The sequence below is a fragment of the uncultured Agrococcus sp. genome (genome assembly GCF_945915485.1).
Lineage (GTDB): Bacteria > Actinomycetota > Actinomycetes > Actinomycetales > Microbacteriaceae > Agrococcus.
The window spans coordinates 1-21,037 of sequence record NZ_CAMEFJ010000008.1; the positions used below are offsets into that span (position 1 = coordinate 1).

Below are 21,037 nucleotides of genomic sequence, written 5' to 3' on the forward strand. Positions count from 1 at the left end.
CTCCTCAGGGCGCATCTCCTCAGGGCGCATCTCCTCAGGGCGCGTCGCAAGGACCACCGCCGCAGAGTCCACCGCCGCAGGCGTCTCCTCCCCGGGGCGTGCAGCAGCACGCACAGCAACAGCACGCTCCCCTGCAGCCGTCTGCTCCTCCTCCCGCCGGTCCTGGTCGGGTGCAGTACCAGCAGTCGCACCCTGCACAACAGCGGTCTGCGCCGCCTGCGCCACCGAGCGCGCCGCAGGCGTGGCAGGAGCCGATCGATGACGACACGGTCATGCACGGTGGTGCCGGGCTCGATGACGATGTCGCGGAAACCAGGATGGCCGGGCGACGCTCCGCCGCGGTAGCGACGATCGCGCTCGACACGGGCGAGACATTCGAATTGGAGGGAAGCGCGCTCCTCGGCCGTAACCCGCGCGCGGGAGCAGACGAGAACATTGCGCACGCGCTCCCCATCGCGGACCCTTCGCAGTCGATTTCGAAGACGCATCTGCTGCTCGAAGTCAATGGCGCCAAGGTGTTCGCGGTCGACCGGCATTCGACGAACGGTTCGTCGCTGGAGCGGTCGGGCCAAGTGGTCAACCTGCCTCCGGGGCATCGCGTCGAGTTGTTCGGTAACGATATCGTTCGAATTGGAGACCGCTCCTTGCGGCTTCAACTGACGTAGATGGATGAGGGGGCGTCATGATGCGATTCGTGCCCGGCTCGGCATGGGCCGCGGTCGCAGGTTCGCGCGTCGTCGTGCTCCCCGCTTCGGCGGCGCCCGAGCAGGTGCAGCGTGCTTTCGACGCGCTCGCTGCCGGCGATTCTCTGCAGGAGATCGCACAGGCTGCCCAGCGGTACGGCAACCCTCTCGCGCTTGCCGACTTCGGGGCGGAATGCCAGCTCGCTCGCCGTTCCGGCGTGCCGGCCCGCCTCGACGACAAGGATCTCGAATCGAACGCATCGAAGTCGCTCATCTTCGAAAGCCTGCGGGGAGGGTCGCTTCTGGTCGGCGACCTTCGCGCGGAGGGCGAGCCGTCGTTTCCGATCACGCACGGTGTCGCCAAGGTAAGGGCACTCGTGCTTGACCTCGCGGATGTTTCTCTCGAAACACTCGTTCCCGAGGACCTCCCCGAACAAGAGACCACCGCCGATGAAGGGTCGTTGGAGGGCGGGATCATCGACTCCGTTCCCGGCTTTCAGCGCAGTGCACCGGCCCCGGCAACTCCCGCGGCGCGAGCATACGAAGATGCCCGGTCGGCCAGCGAGGAAGTGCCGGCCCGGCTGCCGGATTCCCCGCAGACCGGAGCCCAGCAGCCGGCCGTCGCGCAACCATCGTCTGCGCAGCCTCCTGCTGGACCGCAGTTTCCTGCCGCGCAGGAGCAGCTCGGCGATCACGACGGCAACACCGTTCGCGCAGAAGACGCAGCGGAACTGATAGCCCGAAACCGCGCTGAACGCTCTGCTCAGCAGCAGGAGCAGCATCTGCACGACAGCGGTCCGCAGGTACTGTCACTGGTGTGCCACGTCGGTCACGTGAACCCGCCGTCCGCATCCGTCTGCTCCGTGTGCGGCGGAACGATCGCGCAAGGGTCGCTGCAGCGTCGCCCACGGCCCGATTTCGCTGTGGCCGCGCTCCCGAGCGGGGAGCGCATCCCACTTCACAACACGGTGGTCTTCGGGCGCAAGCCGCGCGCGAGAAGCTCCGATCCGCACACGCGGCTGATGCAGGTCGCGAGCCCGGACGAAGACATCTCCCGCAGCCACGTCGAGATGCGGATAGAAGACTGGAACGTCGTGGCAGAAGATCTCGGTTCCACGAACGGCACGATGCTGCTGCGTCCAGGGCAGCAACCCCAGCGACTGCGCCCCGATACGCCGACGTTCCTCTGGCCGGGAGACAGGCTCGACATCGGCGAAGGTGTCGTCATCGAGGTGCAGACACCGTGAGCCCGAAGCGAGCGCCGGCGCCGGCCCCCGACATCCCCGGTTATGACTTCCTGCAGGTACTCGGGTCCGGCGGATTCGCGGACGTGTATCTGTATCAGCAGGCGCTGCCGAGTCGACGCGTCGCGGTGAAAGTCCTGCTGCCTTCGCAGCTGAATCAGAACACCGTCGAGCACTTCCGCAACGAAGCGAACCTGATGGCGCAACTCTCCGAGCATCCGTCGATCGTGACGATCTACGGCGCTGCCGTGACGCCGGACGGGCGACCGTATCTCGCGATGGAGTACGCGCCGAAACCGAATCTCGGCTTGCGCTATCAGAAGGAGCGCTTCTCGGTTCCGGAGGTGCTCACGCTGGGCGTACAGATCGCCGGCGCTGTGGAAACCGCGCACCGGGCGGGAATCCTGCACCGTGACATCAAACCCGCGAACATTCTCGTCACCGCGTACAATCGCCCTGCGCTGACCGACTTCGGTATCGCGACTGCCGGCGGTGCAGTGCACGAGGAATCGGGGATGTCTGTGCCCTGGTCGCCGCCGGAAGCGTTTGCGAGCACCCCGTGGGCCGGCCCCGAATCAGACGTTTTCTCGCTCTCCGCAACGCTGTATACGCTGCTCGCGGGGCGTACACCGTTCGAGCTGCCGGGGGAGAGCAACGCGAGCCTCGACCTCATCGCTCGAATAGAGGCCGGTGACGTCGCGCCGTTGGCACGAGGCGACGTGCCGGCAGAGCTCGAGAACACACTGCTGGCCGCCATGGCGGCGAACCCGAATCGCCGATACTCGACGGCCCTCGATTTTGGCAGGGCGCTGCAGCGGGTAGAGGCGAGCATGGCGCTGCCGATAACGCAGATCGACGTGCTCGATGACTCGCTCGCTCCCGATGCGTCCGAGGTCGAAGACGGCGGTGCGACGAGAGTGCGGGGTGTCGTCACGATCGATGCGCAGGCCGATCGGCGAACGGACTCCGCCGTCCGTCACCACCACGCGCCGATTCAAGTGGACGACCGGACCGTGGTTCGGGCCGAGATCGGGGCCGGTGAACAGCCGGCGGCCCCCGCCGAGCTGCGGGATGCCGAGCCTCCGCGCCGAACGCGAAGACGTTGGTTGCCGGTGACGATCGCGGCAGCCGTGCTGATCGCGGTGGTCGCTACCGTCGGCGGCTTGGTGATCTTCGGCAACAACGTGCTGGAGTCTGGCTCCAACCCGGATGAGACCGAGGATGCGCCCCCGCCTCCCGCGGCTCCTCCCAGCATGCCGATCGCCTTCGTCGCAGAGATCGACGGCGACGAGGTCCACTTCTCCTGGCAGAACCCGCAGCCGCGCGACGGCGACCGCTACCAGTACCGGTACGAGCCGTCGAACGGGAACCCCGAGACGGGATGGCTCGAGTCGCCAGAATTGACGGTACCCCTCGAACCGGAAGGACCGACGTGCTTGAGTGTCTCTATCGTGCGGGCATCCGGACAGTCTTCGCAGTCGGCCCAGGGATGCACAGATGAGTGATACGCGTAGCGAAATGCAGATCGAGTTCGCCGGCGAATGGTTCCGGGTCGACCAGGCTAAGCCGTTCGTCATCGGTCGCGAAGGCGATCTGGCTATCGACGACAATCAGTACCTGCACCGGCACTTCCTGCAGGTGGGCTTCAAAGACAGTCTCTGGTGGCTGACGAATGTCGGGTCTCGACTCTCGGCGACGATCTCCAGCGGTGAGGGAACGGTGCAGTCATGGCTGGCGCCGGGAGCGGCCCTACCGCTGGTGTTCTCGGAGTGCGTCGTCGTCTTCACCGCCGGCCCGACGACGTATGAACTGACCATGGTGACCTCCCACGCGGAGTTCGAGTTCTCACCGGCCGCCCGCCACGTCGCCGGCGAAGAAACGGTTATGCCACTGCAGTTGAGCGATGTGCAGAAACTGCTGGTCGTCGCACTCGCGGAGCCCATGCTGCGGCGCGATGCCGCTGGCGTGAGCGAACTGCCGACGAACTCGGCGACGGCACAGCGTCTCGGTTGGTCCATGACGACGTTCAACAGAAGGCTCGACGCGCTCTGCGACAAGCTCGATCAGATGGGAGTGCAGGGGATGCGCGCCGCACCGGGCAAACTGGCAACGAACCGCCGAGCGCGACTGGTCGAATACGGGGTATCGTCGAGGCTGGTTTCGCGGGCGGATCTCGCTCTGCTGGATAACGAGCAACAGAAGCAATAGAGCTGACAACGGCGTTACGCTGACGAGAGGAAATTCGTGCGAGTCAAACTGACCCTGCATCGCGATGGGATCGCCCCCACCGACGTTGTCGTGACCGCGGACTCCACCGCGACGGTCGAAGATGTCGCCAACCAGATCAAGGACGCCGATCCCGAGAAGACCATCTGGGCAGACGAAGGCGAGGTGCTGTCGTTAGCCGTCGCGCCGCCCACCGAGGAGCACAGGGTCCCTATGGCTCCCGACACGCTCATCGGTGAGGCACCCATCGGCTCGGGCTTCAACGCGCAGGTCGTCAACCTCGGCCGTCGCACGTCTTCGGCGGAGATGAACCAGGGCGCCGAAGTCGTCGCGACTCTGCACGTAACGGGGGGCCCCGCGAAGGGGCATGAATTCCAGCTGCGCTCCGGGCACGCGACGATAGGGCGCGACCCGTCGAGCGACCTGGTGATTCCCGACTCCCTGGTATCGAAGCGCCACGCGCGCATCGAGGTCGGTGCCCACATCGAAGTCGTCGACCTGAACTCCTCGAACGGCGTTGTCGTCGACGGCGGCCGTGTGCAGCGGCTCACGGTCGTGCCGGGCCAGCCGTTCACGCTCGGCGATTCCGAACTGGTCGTGCAGGTCGTCGGCAACTTCAATTCCTCCGGCAAGGACCCGGTTCTGGAGCGGGGCGGAGCACTCATGTTCAACCGTTCGCCGGTCGTGGAGCCGCGGTATCCCGGTGAGGAGTTCAAAGAGCCGCGCATGCCGACGGAGCGCATCAAGAACGTGTTCCCGTGGCCGATGCTCGTGGCGCCGATTCTGATGGCCGGTGCCCTCTACGCGATGACGGGCCGTATCCGTTCGCTGCTCATCATGGCCGCCACCCCCATGATGATGTTCGGTAATTTCATAACGCAGCGTCAGCGCATGGGCCAGCAGTTCAAAAAAGACGATGCGATCTTCGAGAAGCAGTACGAAGAGCTCGAGGAGATGTTCTACAAGCAGACACCCAAGGAACGCAAGGTCAGAAACCGCGAGGTGCCCGCCGTCGCGACCGTCTTCGATCAGGCGATGAAGCTGGGGCCGATGCTCTGGAGCCGCAGGCCCGAGCACTGGAACTTCCTCGGACTCCGGCTCGGCGTCGGCGACGATGACAGCCGGAATACGATCGGTGAGAGCGACAACCCCGAGGTGCTTCCCGAGTATGTCGAGCGCGTCGACCACCTGCGGGATCGCTTCAAGTCAATAACCGATGTGCCGATCTTCGAGTCGTTGCAGACGGTCGGTTCCGTCGGCATCGCCGGGCCCAAGGCGATGACGAGTGACGTATTGCGGGGCGTCGCCGTCCAACTGCTCGGGATGCACGCCCCCAACGAGGTCGTGACGGTTGCGCTCACCGACCCCGATTGGACGGAAGAGCTCGATTGGCTCAAGTGGATGCCGCACACATCCAGCGAACGGAATCCGCTCAAGGACCTCCCGCTGGCCGACTCGGCGTCATCCGGGACAGCGCTGCTGAACAGCCTGGAGGAGATCGTCTACGGACGGTCCAAGGGCGGCAACGGCAGGATGAAGCCGTTCAAGGACGACTGGAATCCGATGGACTTCGGTTCCGACATCGATCGTGCGCTCAGTGACGTGACCTTCAAGGGCAACACCGCGATCGTGCTGATCGTCGCCGGCAATCCTGACGTCGACAGGCCGCGTCTGACGCAGATCCTCGAGCGCGGCTCCGAAGTAGGTGTGTTCGCGTTGTTCGTAGCGCCGACGGTAGAAGCCCTTCCCGCGGCCTGCCGTAGCTTCATCGATGTGACGGCCGGCCTGCAGCAGGCGACCGTCGGTATCGTGCGCGCCGGTGAGCTGCACGAGGGTGTCAAGGTCGAGGGCGTCTCTAACCGCTACATGACGATGCTGGCGAAGCGACTCGCCCCCGTCGTCGACTCGTCGACCGTCATAGAAGACGCATCGGACATCCCGAACGCGGTGATGTTCCTCTCGCTGACCGGCCAGGAGATCGCGGACGAGCCGGGTGCGGTCGTCGAACGATGGCGCGAAAGCAATTCGATAATCGACCGATCGGGTCGAGAGATGCCACGGCTGAAGAAGGCGGGAGACCTGCGAGCCATCATGGGGCAGGGCTCCTCGGATGTCATGACCCTCGACCTCCGCACACAGGGGCCGCACGCGCTCGTCGGCGGCACGACCGGTGCCGGTAAGTCGGAATTCCTGCAGGCGTGGGTGCTGGGTATGGCGGCTGCGCACAGCCCGGATCGCGTTACGTTCCTGTTCGTGGACTACAAGGGAGGCTCAGCTTTCGCGGACTGCGTCGAGCTGCCCCACTGCGTCGGGCTCGTCACCGACCTCTCTCCCCACCTCGTGCGGCGAGCCCTGACGTCGCTGCGCGCGGAACTGCATCACCGTGAGCACCTGTTCAACCGCAAGAAGGCGAAGGATCTGCTCGAGCTCGAAAAGCGTCAAGACCCTGAGACCCCTCCTGCTCTCGTGCTCGTCATCGATGAGTTCGCGGCGCTCGCGGGCGAGGTGCCCGAGTTCGTCGACGGCGTCGTCGACATCGCGCAGCGCGGTCGCTCGCTCGGTATCCACCTGATCATGGCGACGCAGCGCCCTGCCGGCGTTATCAAAGACAATCTGCGTGCCAACACCAACCTGCGCGTAGCGCTGCGCATGGCCGACGAGTCGGACTCCAAAGACGTCGTCGACGACCCCGTTGCGGCATCCTTCAGCCCCTCCATCCCCGGCCGCGGCATCGCGAAGACGGGGCCCGGACGCCTCGTGCCCTTCCAGTCGGCGTACGCGGGCGGTTGGACGACGGACGAAGAGGTCACGGCGGATGTTCGCGTTGCGGAACTGCGGTTCGGTTCGACGCTGCAGTGGGAGGCCGATAAGGCACCCGAGGTCGAGCTGACCGACGAGGATCTCGGCCCCAACGACCAGAAGCGCATCGTGCAAACGGTTATCAAAGCCGCCGACAAGGCGAAGATCCCGCTGCCTCGCAGGCCGTGGCTCGATGATCTCGAGCAGACGATCGCGCTGGAGGATCAGCGTCTTGCCGACACGAACGACAGCAACATCGTGCTCGGGCTCGCGGACATCCCCGAGCGGCAGCAGCAGTCGCCCGTGTACTTCCGCCCCGACCGAGACGGCTCGCTGCTGGTGTACGGAACTTCCGGTTCAGGAAAGACGACGGTCCTGAAGTCGATCGCCGTCGCCGCCGGAATGAATCCGGAGCAGGGCGCGGCCGAAGTGTACGGGCTCGATTTCGCATCCGGCGCGCTGCGTTCGGCGGAGCGACTCCCGCAGGTGGGCTCCGTCATCGACGGGGATGACGCCGAGCGCGTGCAGCGCGTGCTGCGGTCGCTCGGCCGCGAACTCGACAGGAGGTCGAGGCTGTTCGGTGAGGTCGATGCCTCGAACCTGACCGAGTATCGCGAGATCGCCGATCCGAAGATGACTCGCATCATCGTGCTCATCGACAACTTCCCGGAGTTCAAGAACGGCTGGGAGATCACGGCGGCGAGAGCCCCGTACTACGCGAACTTCATGCGCATCCTCGGTGAGGGTCGGCCCCTCGGTGTCCACGCTGTGCTCACGGTCGACAGGGGCGGTTCCATCTCCTCGAGCGTCGCGTCCAACGTGTCTCGTCGCGTTATCCTGCGGCTTTCGGAAGAGACCGGTTACACGCTGCTGAACGTGCCACGCGATGTCTTGAACGAGCAGTCTCCTCCGGGTCGCGCGATCGTCGATGGCGCCGAAGTGCAGATGGCCGTCATCACGGGCACGCCGAACGTCGCCGAGCAGTCGAAGGCGATGGACAAACTGGCCGAGGAGCTCGTGGCGCGCGGTGTTGAACCGATCGAGGAGATCGGGGCGCTGCCGACGAAGATCGATGTCGCCAAGATGCCGGACTCCGTCGACGGCTTCCCCGTCTGGGGCGTCGCGGAGGATACGCTTGCGCCGCGCGGCTTCGACGCGTTCGGTACGTTCGTGATCACCGGCCCGCCGCAGTCGGGCAGAACGACGGCGATGAAGGCGATCATCCACGCGATGGAACGCTTCGACCCCGAGGTCAAGATGTTCCACTTCGGCGGCCGTCGCTCGGTGCTCAAGGACTACCGCCCGTGGGTGAGGAGCGCGACGCGCGACGACGATGCGAAGGAGCTCGCGACCGAACTGGCCGAGATCCTCGTCGACGACTCCCTCCCCGGTCGCATCGCGATCTTCATGGAGGATGCCCCGCAGTTCGCAGACAGCGGCGCGGACCGGGCACTCCGCGGGATGCTGCAGGCGGTCAATAAGAGCGATCACGTGCTCTTCGGCGACGGCGACATCTCTCGCATGACGACGAGCGCCGGCGTTGTCGGCGAGCTGAAGCAGGGGCGACAGGGCATCATCCTCATGCCGGATACGCACGATGGCGACACGATGTTCAAGGTGCCGTTCCCCCGCGTGAAGCGCACGGAGTTCCCGGTCGGACGCGGCATCTTCGTCCAGGCAGGCAAGTGGATCACGATGCAGATGCCGCACGTGAAGGACGACGAGTAACACGGCGTTCCTCCAGCACCGTGTGCCGTAGGGCCGCAACGGCGGTCATCGTGCCGTGCCCAAGCAGCCGTCGAGTGGCCGCGGGGGTGCGAATGGATCAGGGAAGGGGAGTTCTCCCCTGTGCGCTTTCGGTGAGGTGACCATACGATGGTGAAGAACGACCGATCGTGTAGGGAAGGAACAGGCTCACATGGCTGGAGATGTCGATATTCCTTTCTCGTCGATGCAGACACTTTCGAACTCCCTGACCCGGATTATCGCCGAGTTCGATGATGCGGACGAGAGGACGACAGAACTGCTCGATGCTATCGATCGACCCCAGGATCGGGGCGAGCTCCGAGACGCTGCTGAAGATTTCGAGTCTCGCTGGGATGACAAACGCGAGACGCTGCGGCGCAAGCTCGAGAGCCTCCTGGAACGAGTCGACGAGACGAAGAGTGCTTGGGAAGAGTTGGATCTCGAGTTGCAGCAGATGCAGGAGAGTAGCGAATGAGCAGAGCGGAATCACAGTACCTGCGAACGACTCAGCCCGAGACGGATGGCGAACGCACAGTAGAGAATATCGTGGGGGATCACGCGACAATCCTTCGTCGCGGTCGCAACATCGAAACACTCGGCAACCTGATGCAGCAAGCAGCGACCACCCTTGAGGGATTCGCGGATGGAAGCCTCGGAGCCGGGCTCTCGATCGACGGAATCCGCAAGGACGCAAAAGATGTTTACGAGGACCTCGACATCGCCGGAAAGTTGTACACTCCGAGCGGGGCCGCTCTCAAGGTGTACGCGGGCGCCTTGCGCGATGTGCAGAATGACACCGACTCCTTGGTTACGAATTCGGAATCGACCTGGGAAGAGGTCCGCGAGGCCGCAATTGCTCTGAACTCTGCAGTCAGCGACCAAGAGACCTTCGACGAGCGAGCCGACAACGCGGACTCAGGGGAGGACCTCGGAGACCGCCCCAGCTCGACAAGTGAAAGAACTCGATTCGACACTGCAGTGAGCGAGTGGGAATCGTACTGGGGCGCCTACGACGCTCCTGTCAGCGACTGGGAGTCGGCCTACAGCACGGCCGTCGCCAGCCTCGAGCAGGCCAATGAATCCGGCCCAGAGGATGGCTTCTGGGATAACGCCATGCCGTTCATCGAGGGCCTCCTGACGGTGCTTACGTGGATCGGTGTCATCGCGTTCGTGCTTTGCTTCTTCTTCACCGGTCCCCTGCTAGCGGTGTTCGCTGCCATCGCGCTCGTCGCGGGCATTATCGTCGTCCTGCTGGAAGCATCCAAGTTCCTTGCCGGGCGCGGTGATGTGCTGAGCCTGTGTCTTTCGATCGTCGGCGTCGTGCCGTTTGCCAAGCTCGCCACGCTCGGCAAGCACATCAAAGCGCTACCCACTGGGAAGTTCACGGGCGCGATGCGCCATTTGGGTTCGGATCTCGGGGATGGGCTGAGAGCGTTCCGGGGCATGAACCCGCGCATTTCCGGATTTCTGCCCTCGCTACCGTTTGAACTGGGCATTGCAGGAGTGGGGCACTTTCTCGTGAGGAACACCCCGACGCTGATTCGCGGTAACCGTGCTCGATGGCAAGAGCTAGCGGGCTTCCCCGGAGGTCCGAGCAACCTTGTAGAGGCGCTCGCCGGTGTCGCGGATGCGGGCGGTGGCGTGCTCGGGACGCTTGACGGCATTCTCAGCCTCAGCAATCAAGGTCGGCATTCCTAGCTGTGGGCATGGGAGGAAGTCTGCGAGCGGAATTGGTCAGTGGATCCGCTGATCGACCGAGCTTCGCCGTTCTCCTGCCCGACGGTTGGCGGTTCGACGAAGGTGACGCCGACCGATTCCACGAAGAAGTGTTGTCCGCGGTGGAGGATCTCCCTCCGGATGTGAAGCGTGCTCTCGAACCAGGCGTCCGCCAGATGGTGCAACAGGCGAAGACTGCCCCAGGTAGCTCGCGCGTTGAACTGGCCGGAGTCATCCGCCAGGTGGAGGCGCCCGAGGATCAGTTCGTACCGATGAGCTTGACAGTCCACTGGTTTAGACCGCCGACCGGGGCAACCGTGCAGGCGTTCGGCCTTCGAATGATGGAGACGCGAGAAGCCAGGCCGCTCGAGGGTTCCTCCGGAGTGCTGCGTTGGATGGAGTCAGCTACGGTCGCTTCGGATGGTGAGAGCGGCGAGTTCGGTGGGCCCACGTATCTGATTCCTATCGAGGGAAACAAGCATCTGGCGCTCCTGATTCGCACGGTGCTGCCCATGCCCGAGCACCCCGATGCGAACATGGACTTCGTGCGAGAGTCGCTCTTCTTGCTGAGCGATTCGATCGTCACGACACTACGATGGAAGCGTGAAGCAGTTCAGTCTTGAAGCCGACCCGGAGTTCTGGACACAAGTCGAGCCGGGTACGGAGCAGGAGGAATTCTTCGCTCTCTGGGCCGACGTTCCGAACACTCCTTGGAAAGCGATGCTGCATCACCATGGAGGCTACGCTCTCTCCTCGGCGAACGATCTCGGCAGTACCACGTGGTTGCTAAGTGATGAGCAGCTTGGCATTGCTGCCGCGGTCGTCCCGGTGTCCGCGGATGGCCCGGAGGTCGTGCATGACGCCGCCCACGCCGTCGATCTCGTGAATCGACTCATGGGCCCCGGCATCGCCGAGCCCATAGTGACCGAGGCGATGTTCGGTGAGTTGGACGGATTCGCGGTAACGCACATCCACGAGCTTCCTGATTGGTTGCGGCAGGAAGCGGGCGAGTCTGACCTGCAGTTGCTGCAGACGATCTTCGTGGCCGCCGACGGACACGGCACCGTCTACTTTGCGGCGATTTCTCCGCAGCTGTCTAATGTTGCCGGTCACGTGCTGATACCCATTGCGGCAGCGTTGCAGACGGCAGCGTGGCATGACTGAGCATGACCCGTCGGTGTCGAAGCGATCCCACGCCGAGCCCGGCCCTGCTGAGCTGTCGTTTCAGGATCTAGGCGTGCATGGATTCACAGCCGACGCGCACCGAACAGCAGAAGAGTTCGCCGCTGATCACGCGCTGGAGATCACGACCTTACGCGAGGACGTGGAGGGTGCCTTCCGGCAGGGCGGGCCGCTCCGTATTCTTTCGTTCGTGATTCTGGTTCCGTCGGTGTTCCCGCTCTTTGGTCAGACCCATTACCGTCTCGCCGGCGGCGGGTTCGAAGTGCACGGCATGATCGCCAGTTATGTGTGCGCGCTGATGATGGCTGCTGTTCTCGCCGTCTCTCGCGGCCGACCGTTCGATAAACACACGCTCGGGATCTACCGATGGGTTGCCTTCGCGTGTGCGGCGGGCGCGGGGCTCGCATGGTGGAACGCCGGAGCACAGCTTTTGACGTGGCCTTTCACGATTGCTGCGATGCTCGTTGCAGCGTCATGGCTTGTGCTCGAGATGCAGCGACTGCGGCATCCGGATGTCGCCAAACTCCGGGAAGAAGACGCCATGGATCGCGCGGAGTTCCTGCGGCGCTCACTTCATGAAGAGCTACGCAAGTCTGTCCGACCTCCGGCCGCAACGTTGATCGAGCAAGCCTCGGAAAGATTCGCAGAACTCGCCGGAGCGGGTGGCTCGACGGGTGTTGCCGAAGCGCTGTTCTCAGAGGTCGTAGAGCGCACTGTTCCGATGCCCACGCAGCGGACGTTTGCCGAGGACAACGCCGCGAAACGTCGGAACTGACCGTTTCACCTTCGAACGGCACGGCCGTCACTCTTGTCATCGTCACGTATCTGACTCTGGTGCCAACTGTCGAAAGGCGGACATGCCGGAGTTCACGGGTCGGTTGACGTCCAGGAGGGAGGCGGTAGACGGTGACTACAATCGACAGATGCATGCTGTCTTGGACGTTCGCGTGAGTTCCATGGGATGGCTGAAACCTCCGGAGGAATGAACTATGCCGTCGGAATCGAACGAGAGCGAATCGAGGTCGCGGCTGATCATCCTTGGGCAGGAGCCTGAAACTTCGAATCGGATCTTCGCGTTCAATCCGGTGCTTGCTGCTTTTCCGGGGCCTTGGCGATACAGCCGCTCGCCCGTGCTCGGCGTTCTCTTGTTCGTCGTCGGTGTCGCGATGCTGATCGCGGATGTTGCCTGGTTCGCTCTGGATCTCTTTGCATTGGTTCCGGACAGGGACATGAACCACAGGTTGGCGTTCGCGTTCGTTGCGCTTGTTGTCGCCGGCGCCTTCATTGTTGCCGGAAGAGTTCTGCAGCGGGGAAGATTGCGGGACAGTGAGAGCGGAAAGCGCGTCAAAGAGGACACGTTCAATTTGGCCGGGTCCACTGAACTCGGTCAAGAGCTGCATGACGGGCTTCGAGTCGGCAAGGTAACGCAGCGTAAGCTTCTCAGCGGTGGTACCGGTGGTTGGAAACACGACTGCTTCGTGCGTGTCTACCGTTTTCCCGAGTTGAGCAGGGTAATAGCTACGGTGCATTTCGTGAGTGATGAAGGCGTGCACGTATGGCCGCCGCTGGGCATCACCCCCGAGTACGCGGACGAACTCACGGTCCGTGGGCACTCCGAGGCGAACATCAGTTACACCTAGCGGATCTCGTGCCTTGCAGTACACGAACCTTTCGGTGAGCGATGGAGAGAGTCTTTGGCAAACGCCGCAAGCGGAGTTCTTCCCCCTCCCGGGGGAAGATCAGGGATATGGACACCTCCCGCGGTCCTGACCTGGCAGTGTTGGAGCCGGCGATCCGTCACCTCAAGCTAACAAAGAACCGCACGCTTTGAGCTCGTGGCGGCGCTTGCCGTTGAAGGTGTCATCGTGCGCCAGGAATTGAGCGCAGCTATCGATCAACTTGCAGTTCTGGATCTGATCTCGGCCGAAGAGCACGCCGCGGCGAAAAGGCTCGAGTTCGGAACGCTTGCGGCGACTCTTGGCACGAAACGCGAACGCCCTGCGGAGGGGGTGGAATCACCAGGTGGGTGCTCTCTGAGTGCGGTCATGAACTGTGCAGGCCGACGCATCCCTGAGGCTGCAACCTGTCGCTTTGCGTGCACAGAAGGGAGATGCGGCCCCGTGAAAGCTCGGCGGTGATTGGCGAGGGGAGTTCTCCCCTTGGCAGTCGCTTGCGAGATTCGTATCGTGTTGTATGTAAGGGGCCCGGAGTCGGGCCGGTGTACACATTGAAGGGATGTGAACGATGTCGGATTTCGGCGCCACGTATGACGAGATGGAGTCTGCTGCGAAGCAGTTGGACGACGGTAAGGGCGAGATCGACGATCTGCTGGATAAGCTGCAGGGTTACGTTGATGACCTGGTGCAGGACGGCTTCAAGACGGAGAAGGCTTCTGGGAAGTTCCAGGAGGGCTACCAGGAGTTGACCGAGGGTATGAAGTCCGCCGCTGAGGGTGTGACGGATATGGCCGAGGGTCTGCGTCAGATGGCTCAGGCTATCCGCGACCTGGACGACCAACTCGCCGGCTAGCAGTTTCCGGGTGCAGCCGCACCAGCAATCGGCTGCGGCTGCACCCTGTGACTGAACCAAGACAAGAAATGGGGTGCACTCGTGGCAGATGTGTTGATCAAATGGAGCTCGCTCTTGCGTCTGCAGGAGAACCTCTCGACCGTCATCGATGAATTGGAAGAGGCTCAGGACAACTCGAGTGCACTTGAGACCGCAATCGGTCATCCCTATGACAGGAGTGACTTGACGACGCTCACGGTCGACTTCGAGTCTCGTTGGAGTGGAAAACGGCGTCAGCTGATTCGCGACACCGAAAAGATCAAGGAGCACGTCGACGCTGTAGTCGAAGCGTTTCAGGAGTTCGACGATGACGCAGCGAGCCAGTTCGAGAACTCCCAATAGCAGAGCACTGATCGAGGACTGACATGACACAGCCAAATTCTCCCGGCTGCCGCACGATCGAACCGCTCGTCGGTGACGGCGAAACCATTACCGAACGTGGCCAGGCGATCTGGGACGCCGGCCGCGCAATGCGCAGCGGTGCGTTCACGTTGAAACGTGTAGCCGATGATCAAGACGGTCAGCGAGGCAAGGCGGTCGACAAGCTCCGCAAAGTCGCGGACGACACTCATGTGCTGCTGAAAGAGGCAGGAGACATGTACGCTCCCACTGGCCTGCACATTCGTTCGTACGGGCGCGTCGTCGAAGCTGTTCAAGGTCCGATTCAGACCCACGTCGAAAACTGCCAGTCGTACTGGGAGACGTATGTGTCGCTTCCAGGGAGTATCGACGGGACGCCGCTGCCTTCCGACGTCGACGCCGACAGCCAGGAGGCGTCGGACCTCAGGGCGGACGACGCTGCGAAGCAGACCGCGTACGACAACTGGGAAGACGAGGCAAAACTTTTCGACGCCGAGTACGACACCTGGGAAGAGGCGTTCAATGAAGCGGTTTCCGGTATCGGAGACGTACTCGAAGGTGCCGTCGAAGACGGTTGGGCCGAGTGGTGGGACTCCGTTCTCGGTGGCCTCAAGACGGTGCTCACGTGGGTGTCCTTCGGACTCGCCATTCTTGCTCTCGTCGTCGGCGGCCCGATCATCGCGATTCTTTCGCTCGTTGTCGGTCTTGTGCTGCTCGCGATTACGATTTACCAGTGGCGACGCGGAGATGCGAGCGGCTTCGAAGTGGCCCTCGCCGTTGTCAGCGTCATACCCTTCGGGCACATCACGAAGTTCATGGAAGGCGGATTCAAAGCCGGCATGAAGTCCTGGGTCGGGCTCTCGAGCATGAGCTGGGGCGACGACGTGGTCAGATGGGGCATGTCCGCTCGTGGCGGCCCGAACTTCTTCGGAAACATGCGGGGTCTTGCGCCCGAGGCCGGTTTCTTCGCGCCGACGAGCGTTGTAGACGGATTCTCCAAGTTCTTTACCGGACAGGGATCTGACATGTGGGGGCCGATAGCGGGAGCGACGAGTACCTTCGAGAAGTTCGGGTACGGCATTCAGACCCTATCCGGCATTTACAGCAAAGTCGGACTTTTCGGTTATGACGGCCGGGGCGGCTTTGTCGGTAGGACCGTTGAGTTCTTCTCTCTCCCGTTCAAGTGACCCGTCACGTGAGTTTCCGCAGTGTGCGGCTTGAAAACGTGATAGGCACGATACATGGGGAGTGAACTCAGACAGGAGCTCGGTGCGCCGCTGCTGCCGGACGTTCCGGCGTTCCGGATGGCGGTACCGGAGGGTTGGATCGCTTTCGCCGCTACGCCGGAGAACGAACGCGCGCTGCTGCAGCAGGCTTCGAAGCGGCTGATGCAGCAGCATCGCCCGGATCTCATGGCGGAAGTACAGGCGATGACAACGCAGAGCTTCAAGCGGCTTCGCTCCGAGCGCGGATTCATGGTCGTCATGCCGGGTGATACGACCCCTGAGGAACTCTTCCTCCCCACTGCCATCCACGGTTCGGTGAGAGCGGCGACGGCCCAGTACACGCTCGATCAGGTAGTGAAGGGAGCGGTCGCTCGATGGGGAGCAAGGCCCCTCGATTCGAACAAGCAGATTGCTGCCTGGAGGCAAGAGGGCAAGATATCCGTGCAGGGCGAAGACGTATCGACCACGACGGCCGCGTACCTGATCCCGATCCCAGGAGCAAAGCGCTCGAGAGCGCTGCAGCTCGTTGCCGCATTCGTGCATCCCGATGAACGTGATCCAGATGACGATCTCATCGAGCAGTGGATCGACCTGATCGACGCCCACGTCGCCACATTCGCGTGGGAGAAGCCGTGAAGCGACTTGGAGCAAGGCTCGACCCTGCATGCATGATCGGAATCCCGCATCCGGAAACTTTTGCCAACGGCGCTGAGATGGCGGATTGGGCCAGTCGGGCGGCTGAGCAACTCGCAGACAGCCAGCAGGCCGATGCTCTCGGTGAGGGCTTCACCGTTACTGCTGAACGGCTGCTGCAGGCGGTGGCTTCCTCGGCAGATGGGCGTGAAACGCTGGTTGTGCTGGTATTGGATGTCACGGGAGGAGCATGGACCGTCGTCCGATTCGGCATGGACGATACGCCGTTGTCGCAGGCTGATGTGGATCTCTTCCTGTGGCCGGACGCGTTGCTCCCCCCGCGAATCCTGGGGTTCGAAACGGAAGCGATGGGCCAGGGCGCGATGTCGACGTTCATGCTCGCGGACGAAAGTGGTGCTCAACTCGGCCATGTTCGGTGGTGTTTTTCGAAAGCGTCGGGCGCGGTCATTGCGCAGACCGATCCGATGCCGGCGGGCTGGCTCTCAGGCCTGCAACCGCAGCTCGTGGATCTTGTGATGAGCGTGACCCCGGAAGGTCTCGAAGCGCAGAAGGGTGATTCCTTCGCGAGTCAAGAGCCTACTTTCGAGCCGCCGCGCGTCGATCACGACGAGTGGGAGGTTCTTGCGGAAGTTGATCAGGATGACTCTTCTGAGTCGGACCGAGCGGATTCCGAAGAGAGCCGGTAGCGGCGAGTGGGGGAGTCTTTCGGAAAGGAGGCAGGCGTGGAGTCACCCAAGCAACTCGTAGCCAACAGGGAGTCGTGGTCGGAGGATGACTGGTGGCTCCTGGAAGCGGCCGCCTTCCGAAACAACGGGAGCGTGTTGCGCGAACTCGCCGGTAACATGCCGATGCGTCTCTGGAGCGTCGCGCTGCCCAACTCGGGCGGGAAGCTTTTTACTTTCGTCAACGGTCTCATGATCTTCGTGTTGCTGGTGAGTTCGTATCTGCTCATGCCCTTACTCTCGGTCAGGAGCATCGTATTGGCGGCGAGAGGCTTTGAGGTTCCCGTCGTCGCCTGGCATCTTGGAGCGGCAGCCGCAGTAGCGCTGGTCCCGCTGCTGTATTTCGCCGTGCGTGCACTCGCAAGCGTCCGTGCCGCCCTCGAGCAAAAGGGTGTTACCGTGCCGGCGGTGCTCGTGCTCGTGTCAAGCGCGATTCAGCTTGTGGTCGGCGTCGTTGCGTGGTCAGATTCCGGTACGGTCGGTTCTCCGCTCTGGTTCGTCGCATCGATAGCTGCGGCCCTGGGCGCGGGGTTCGCTCTGCTGGTGCGACGATCGGGGAGCACAGCTGCTGCTGCCCGGACGGGGTCGGCGGTCGATTCGCTCGATGAGGCGACTCGTGCGGCTGTTCGGGAATCACTCGACGGTGCTCTCGATCAGTTGGCAACGGACGGTTTAATCACGCCCGAGACTCGAGACGATGCGAAAGCATTGCCGCTCGGGCAACTGGGGGCAATGCTGGGTTCTGATCGTCCGCGCCCCGCGCCCGGTGACGAGCAGCGTCCGGCTGGAGCTCTGTAGGCAGCGGGCTTTGGCTGCGGTCGCATAGAAACCTCGCAGCAGACGAAGCCGCTGATGGAACAGCAGCGGGTACACCACCGAAGATGGCAAGAAGTACGCGGAGCAGTCCATTAGCCTCAGCGGAGCGGTGGAGTGCGGGCACGAGATCTACGCGGGACTCTCCAGCAGCACACTCACCGAAGACGTGCTCACGACGGGACAGCGTTCGGGCGGATGGAAGCAGGATCTCCTCTTGCCTCTCTATACGAGAGAAGATGAAGAAGCTGCGCTGTCAACCCTGCACTACGTCATCGACGACGGAGTGCTCGTATGGCCGCCCGTTGAGGTCGCCACGGGGCACGCGCTCGAACTGACGAAAGCGCGCTACGTCGGCCCGGATGCAAACTACGTCGGTTAGAAGCTGAGAACCGTCTGTGTGGGGAGTTCTCCCCTTTGCACGGTGAGTGGCTCGCTTCTAGTGTTGTGTATGTAAGGGGCCCGGAGTCGGGCCGGTGTACACATTGAAGGGATGTGAACGATGTCGGATTTCGGCGCCACGTATGACGAGATGGAGTCTGCTGCGAAGCAGTTGGACGACGGTAAGGGCGAGATCGACGATCTGCTGGATAAGCTGCAGGGTTACGTTGATGACCTGGTGCAGGACGGCTTCAAGACGGAGAAGGCTTCTGGGAAGTTCCAGGAGGGCTACCAGGAGTTGACCGAGGGTATGAAGTCCGCCGCTGAGGGTGTGACGGATATGGCCGAGGGTCTGCGTCAGATGGCTCAGGCTATCCGCGACCTGGACGACCAGCTCGCCGGCTAACTACCGCCAGATTTTCCGAAAGCGGGGTTCGTGCGCGAACCCCGCTTTCGCCATCCCGGCTTCTGTTCGTGCATTCCACCGCATCGATCGGCCGCAGATGCGCGAGAGCCGTCGCGCTCCTTTCGTCCTGGGCGAGCATCCCTGCCATGATGCGTTACATTCTTGAAAGGAGTTTCACCGATAGCGGCGTCGCTCTGCGGGTTCACCGAGCGAATGTCCCGTGCTGGGTGAACCCTCACCGACACGCGGGCTTTGGGTAGGCTCATCACACAGCGAGCAAGAAGGACTGAGATACAACGATGTCGCGAGAACCGGTCGAGCGGAATACCCCGCCTGGATCACCCGAGAGAACCGGGGCCGCAGACGGTATTCGACAGTTCAACACTCCTTCACCTGGAGTTCGTGTTCGGGTTCGCGCCTCGCAACGATCGGCCCCTACGCTCGATCGAGTGCCCGCATCCGCCACCATCACCGCGATCGCCTGCTCTTCAGGCGGTATCGCATGACGACGAAAGCGCCGGAGCGGACGACGAAGACAAGGGAACGACAGCACCGCAGCGCACGACGGAAGCGGTCGCGTTGGAACTGGACGCTCTTCCTGCTGTTCGCGGGGCCGAACATCGGATTGATTCTGATGTTCATCTATTACCCGCTGATTGCGAACATCCGATTCTCGACGCTGAATTGGCGGCTCGGCTCAGACTCCGCGCAGTACATCGGCTTCGACAACTTCGTCCGATTCTTCACGTCGGATACCGGAGTCGAAGTGTGGCGAGTCACCGGTATCTTCACCATCGCAACCGTTATCGGTTCGATGGTGCTGGGGCTGCTCCTCGCCGTCGTCTTGAACCGCAAGCTCCCGGGGCGAACCGTCGTGCGCACCGCGGTGTTCTCGCCCTACGTGCTGTCCGGTGTCGGCGTCGGCCTCGTCTGGAGCTTCATCTTCGACCCGAACCTCGGTGTTCTCGGTCACGTGTTCCGCTTCTTCGGGCAGCGATCGCCCGAGTGGTTCCTCGATCCGGACCTTGCGCTCGTCATGGTCATCGTCGTATACATCTGGAAGAACCTCGGTTACTGCGCCGTGATCTTCCTCGCGGGGCTGCAGTCGATCCCCGATGATCTGCTCGAGGCGGCGAGCATCGATAGAGCGGGGTCCGTGCGCCGATTCTTCAAGGTCGTGCTGCCGCTGCTGAGCCCCACGATGTTCTTCATCCTGATCACGAGCATCCTCAGCTCCATGCAGGCCTTCGACGTGCTGCGCATCATGACTCCGACCGGCCACGGCACCAACACCATCCTCTTCGAGGTGTACCTGCAGTCGTTCGGCGCCTACCAGCGAGCCGGATACTCCGCGGCGATCTCCGTCGTGCTGTTCCTCGTGCTCTTCCTGATCACGGCCGTGCAGATTCGGTACGTCGAGCGGAAGGTGCACTACGCATGAAGCGCGCGCTGAGGCCCAAAGACGTCTGGTCTGCCATCGCAGGCGGCTACATCCCCATGCTGTTGGCTCTGCTGATCATCGTGCTCCCGCTGCTGTGGATGGTGCTGTCGTCGTTCAAACCCGTCAGCGAAATCGTCACGACGACACCCGGACTGCTGCCGGAAGACCCCACTTTCGCGAATTACGAGCAGGTCGCCAGCCGCGTACCGCTCGCGCAGGTATTCCTGAACAGCATCATCACGACCGCAGTCGGAGCGACCATCAAAGTCTTCCTCGCGATCACGACGGCGTATGCGCTCGTCTTCATCAACGTTCGTTTCAAGAACCTGATCTTCCTCGGGATTCTCGTAGCGCTGATGGTGCCGCCAGAGGTTGCGATGCTGCCGAACTACTTGACGGTTTCCGGGCTCGGCGGACGAGATCAACTGTGGGGCATCATCCTGCCCGGGCTCGGCACGGCATTCGGCACCTTCCTGCTGCGGCAACAGTTCAAAACCGTTCCCTACGCGCTCGTGGAGGCCGCCGAACTCGACGGAGCGGGCCACTGGAAGCGCCTCTGGCGGGTCATCGTCCCCGTCACGAAACCCACGATCGCAACGGTTGCGCTCGTCACGATCGTGAACGAGTGGAACAACTTCCTGTGGCCGCTCATCATCATCGACTCGACGAACAAGATGACGCTCCCCGTCGGCCTCAATCTGCTCAACTCGATCGAATCCGACACCGCTACCTACGGTGTTCTGATGGCGGGCGCCGTGCTCGTGATCGCGCCCGTGCTGATCGTTTTCGCCATGCTTCAGCGTTACATCGTTGCCGGCCTCACCCAGGGCGCCGTCAAGTGACACTCTCTACAAACAAGGAGGAATCCCT

The 21,037-nt window shown here is 62.7% G+C and carries 21 protein-coding genes; all 21 read left to right on the forward strand.

Annotated elements, in window-relative coordinates:
* Positions 1–665 (forward strand): FHA domain-containing protein (locus Q0O95_RS02710; protein WP_293695053.1); only part of this gene is annotated, 665 nt, incomplete at its 5' end.
* A gap of 17 nt (positions 666–682) precedes the next feature.
* Entirely contained in the window at positions 683–1,930 is a 1,248-nt protein-coding gene (locus Q0O95_RS02715) for an FHA domain-containing protein (protein WP_293695055.1), read from the forward strand.
* The gene (locus Q0O95_RS02720) at positions 1,927–3,432 is read left to right on the forward strand and encodes a serine/threonine-protein kinase (RefSeq protein WP_293695057.1); all 1,506 of its coding nucleotides are present in this window, start codon (positions 1,927–1,929) and stop codon (positions 3,430–3,432) included. Before Q0O95_RS02715 ends, Q0O95_RS02720 begins: the two co-directional genes overlap by 4 nt.
* On the forward strand, positions 3,425–4,135 hold the full coding sequence (locus Q0O95_RS02725; RefSeq protein ID WP_293695059.1) for a hypothetical protein: 711 nt from the start codon (positions 3,425–3,427) through the stop codon (positions 4,133–4,135). Before Q0O95_RS02720 ends, Q0O95_RS02725 begins: the two co-directional genes overlap by 8 nt.
* A 36-nt stretch (positions 4,136–4,171) precedes the next feature.
* Positions 4,172–8,680: an FtsK/SpoIIIE domain-containing protein gene (locus Q0O95_RS02730; RefSeq protein ID WP_293695061.1), complete on the forward strand. Its 4,509-nt coding sequence runs from the start codon at positions 4,172–4,174 to the stop codon at positions 8,678–8,680.
* 190 nt (positions 8,681–8,870) lie between these two features.
* Positions 8,871–9,173, forward strand: a complete 303-nt coding sequence (locus Q0O95_RS02735; protein ID WP_293695063.1) for a hypothetical protein — start codon at positions 8,871–8,873, stop codon at positions 9,171–9,173.
* Positions 9,170–10,396 (forward strand): hypothetical protein, encoded by a 1,227-nt coding sequence (locus Q0O95_RS02740; protein WP_293695065.1) that lies wholly within the window; start codon positions 9,170–9,172, stop codon positions 10,394–10,396. The genes Q0O95_RS02735 and Q0O95_RS02740 overlap by 4 nt, the downstream gene beginning before the upstream one ends.
* 8 nt (positions 10,397–10,404) lie before the next feature.
* Positions 10,405–11,037, forward strand: coding sequence for a hypothetical protein (locus Q0O95_RS02745; RefSeq protein WP_293695066.1), 633 nt, complete (start codon positions 10,405–10,407; stop codon positions 11,035–11,037).
* Entirely contained in the window at positions 11,018–11,578 is a 561-nt protein-coding gene (locus Q0O95_RS02750; protein ID WP_293695068.1) for a hypothetical protein, read from the forward strand. The genes Q0O95_RS02745 and Q0O95_RS02750 overlap by 20 nt, the downstream gene beginning before the upstream one ends.
* Entirely contained in the window at positions 11,571–12,371 is an 801-nt protein-coding gene (locus Q0O95_RS02755) for a hypothetical protein (RefSeq protein WP_293695070.1), read from the forward strand. Before Q0O95_RS02750 ends, Q0O95_RS02755 begins: the two co-directional genes overlap by 8 nt.
* A gap of 214 nt (positions 12,372–12,585) precedes the next feature.
* Positions 12,586–13,236: a hypothetical protein gene (locus tag Q0O95_RS02760; protein ID WP_293695071.1), complete on the forward strand. Its 651-nt coding sequence runs from the start codon at positions 12,586–12,588 to the stop codon at positions 13,234–13,236.
* A 604-nt stretch (positions 13,237–13,840) separates the two neighbouring features.
* The gene (locus tag Q0O95_RS02765; RefSeq protein WP_293695073.1) at positions 13,841–14,125 is read left to right on the forward strand and encodes a WXG100 family type VII secretion target; all 285 of its coding nucleotides are present in this window, start codon (positions 13,841–13,843) and stop codon (positions 14,123–14,125) included.
* An 81-nt stretch (positions 14,126–14,206) separates the two neighbouring features.
* Positions 14,207–14,506, forward strand: coding sequence for a hypothetical protein (locus tag Q0O95_RS02770; protein ID WP_293695074.1), 300 nt, complete (start codon positions 14,207–14,209; stop codon positions 14,504–14,506).
* A gap of 23 nt (positions 14,507–14,529) precedes the next feature.
* The gene (locus Q0O95_RS02775; RefSeq protein ID WP_293695075.1) at positions 14,530–15,711 is read left to right on the forward strand and encodes a hypothetical protein; all 1,182 of its coding nucleotides are present in this window, start codon (positions 14,530–14,532) and stop codon (positions 15,709–15,711) included.
* A gap of 54 nt (positions 15,712–15,765) precedes the next feature.
* Positions 15,766–16,386, forward strand: a complete 621-nt coding sequence (locus Q0O95_RS02780; RefSeq protein ID WP_293695077.1) for a hypothetical protein — start codon at positions 15,766–15,768, stop codon at positions 16,384–16,386.
* A gap of 32 nt (positions 16,387–16,418) precedes the next feature.
* Positions 16,419–17,090 (forward strand): hypothetical protein, encoded by a 672-nt coding sequence (locus Q0O95_RS02785; RefSeq protein ID WP_293695079.1) that lies wholly within the window; start codon positions 16,419–16,421, stop codon positions 17,088–17,090.
* Between the two features lie 36 nt (positions 17,091–17,126).
* Entirely contained in the window at positions 17,127–17,924 is a 798-nt protein-coding gene (locus Q0O95_RS02790) for a hypothetical protein (RefSeq protein ID WP_293695080.1), read from the forward strand.
* Between the two features lie 127 nt (positions 17,925–18,051).
* Positions 18,052–18,321: a hypothetical protein gene (locus Q0O95_RS02795; protein WP_293695081.1), complete on the forward strand. Its 270-nt coding sequence runs from the start codon at positions 18,052–18,054 to the stop codon at positions 18,319–18,321.
* 120 nt (positions 18,322–18,441) lie between these two features.
* Positions 18,442–18,726, forward strand: a complete 285-nt coding sequence (locus Q0O95_RS02800) for a WXG100 family type VII secretion target (RefSeq protein WP_293695073.1) — start codon at positions 18,442–18,444, stop codon at positions 18,724–18,726.
* Between the two features lie 502 nt (positions 18,727–19,228).
* Entirely contained in the window at positions 19,229–20,167 is a 939-nt protein-coding gene (locus tag Q0O95_RS02805) for a carbohydrate ABC transporter permease (protein WP_293695082.1), read from the forward strand.
* Positions 20,164–21,009 (forward strand): carbohydrate ABC transporter permease, encoded by an 846-nt coding sequence (locus Q0O95_RS02810; RefSeq protein WP_293695083.1) that lies wholly within the window; start codon positions 20,164–20,166, stop codon positions 21,007–21,009. The genes Q0O95_RS02805 and Q0O95_RS02810 overlap by 4 nt, the downstream gene beginning before the upstream one ends.
* Positions 21,010–21,037: the final 28 nt, after the last annotated feature.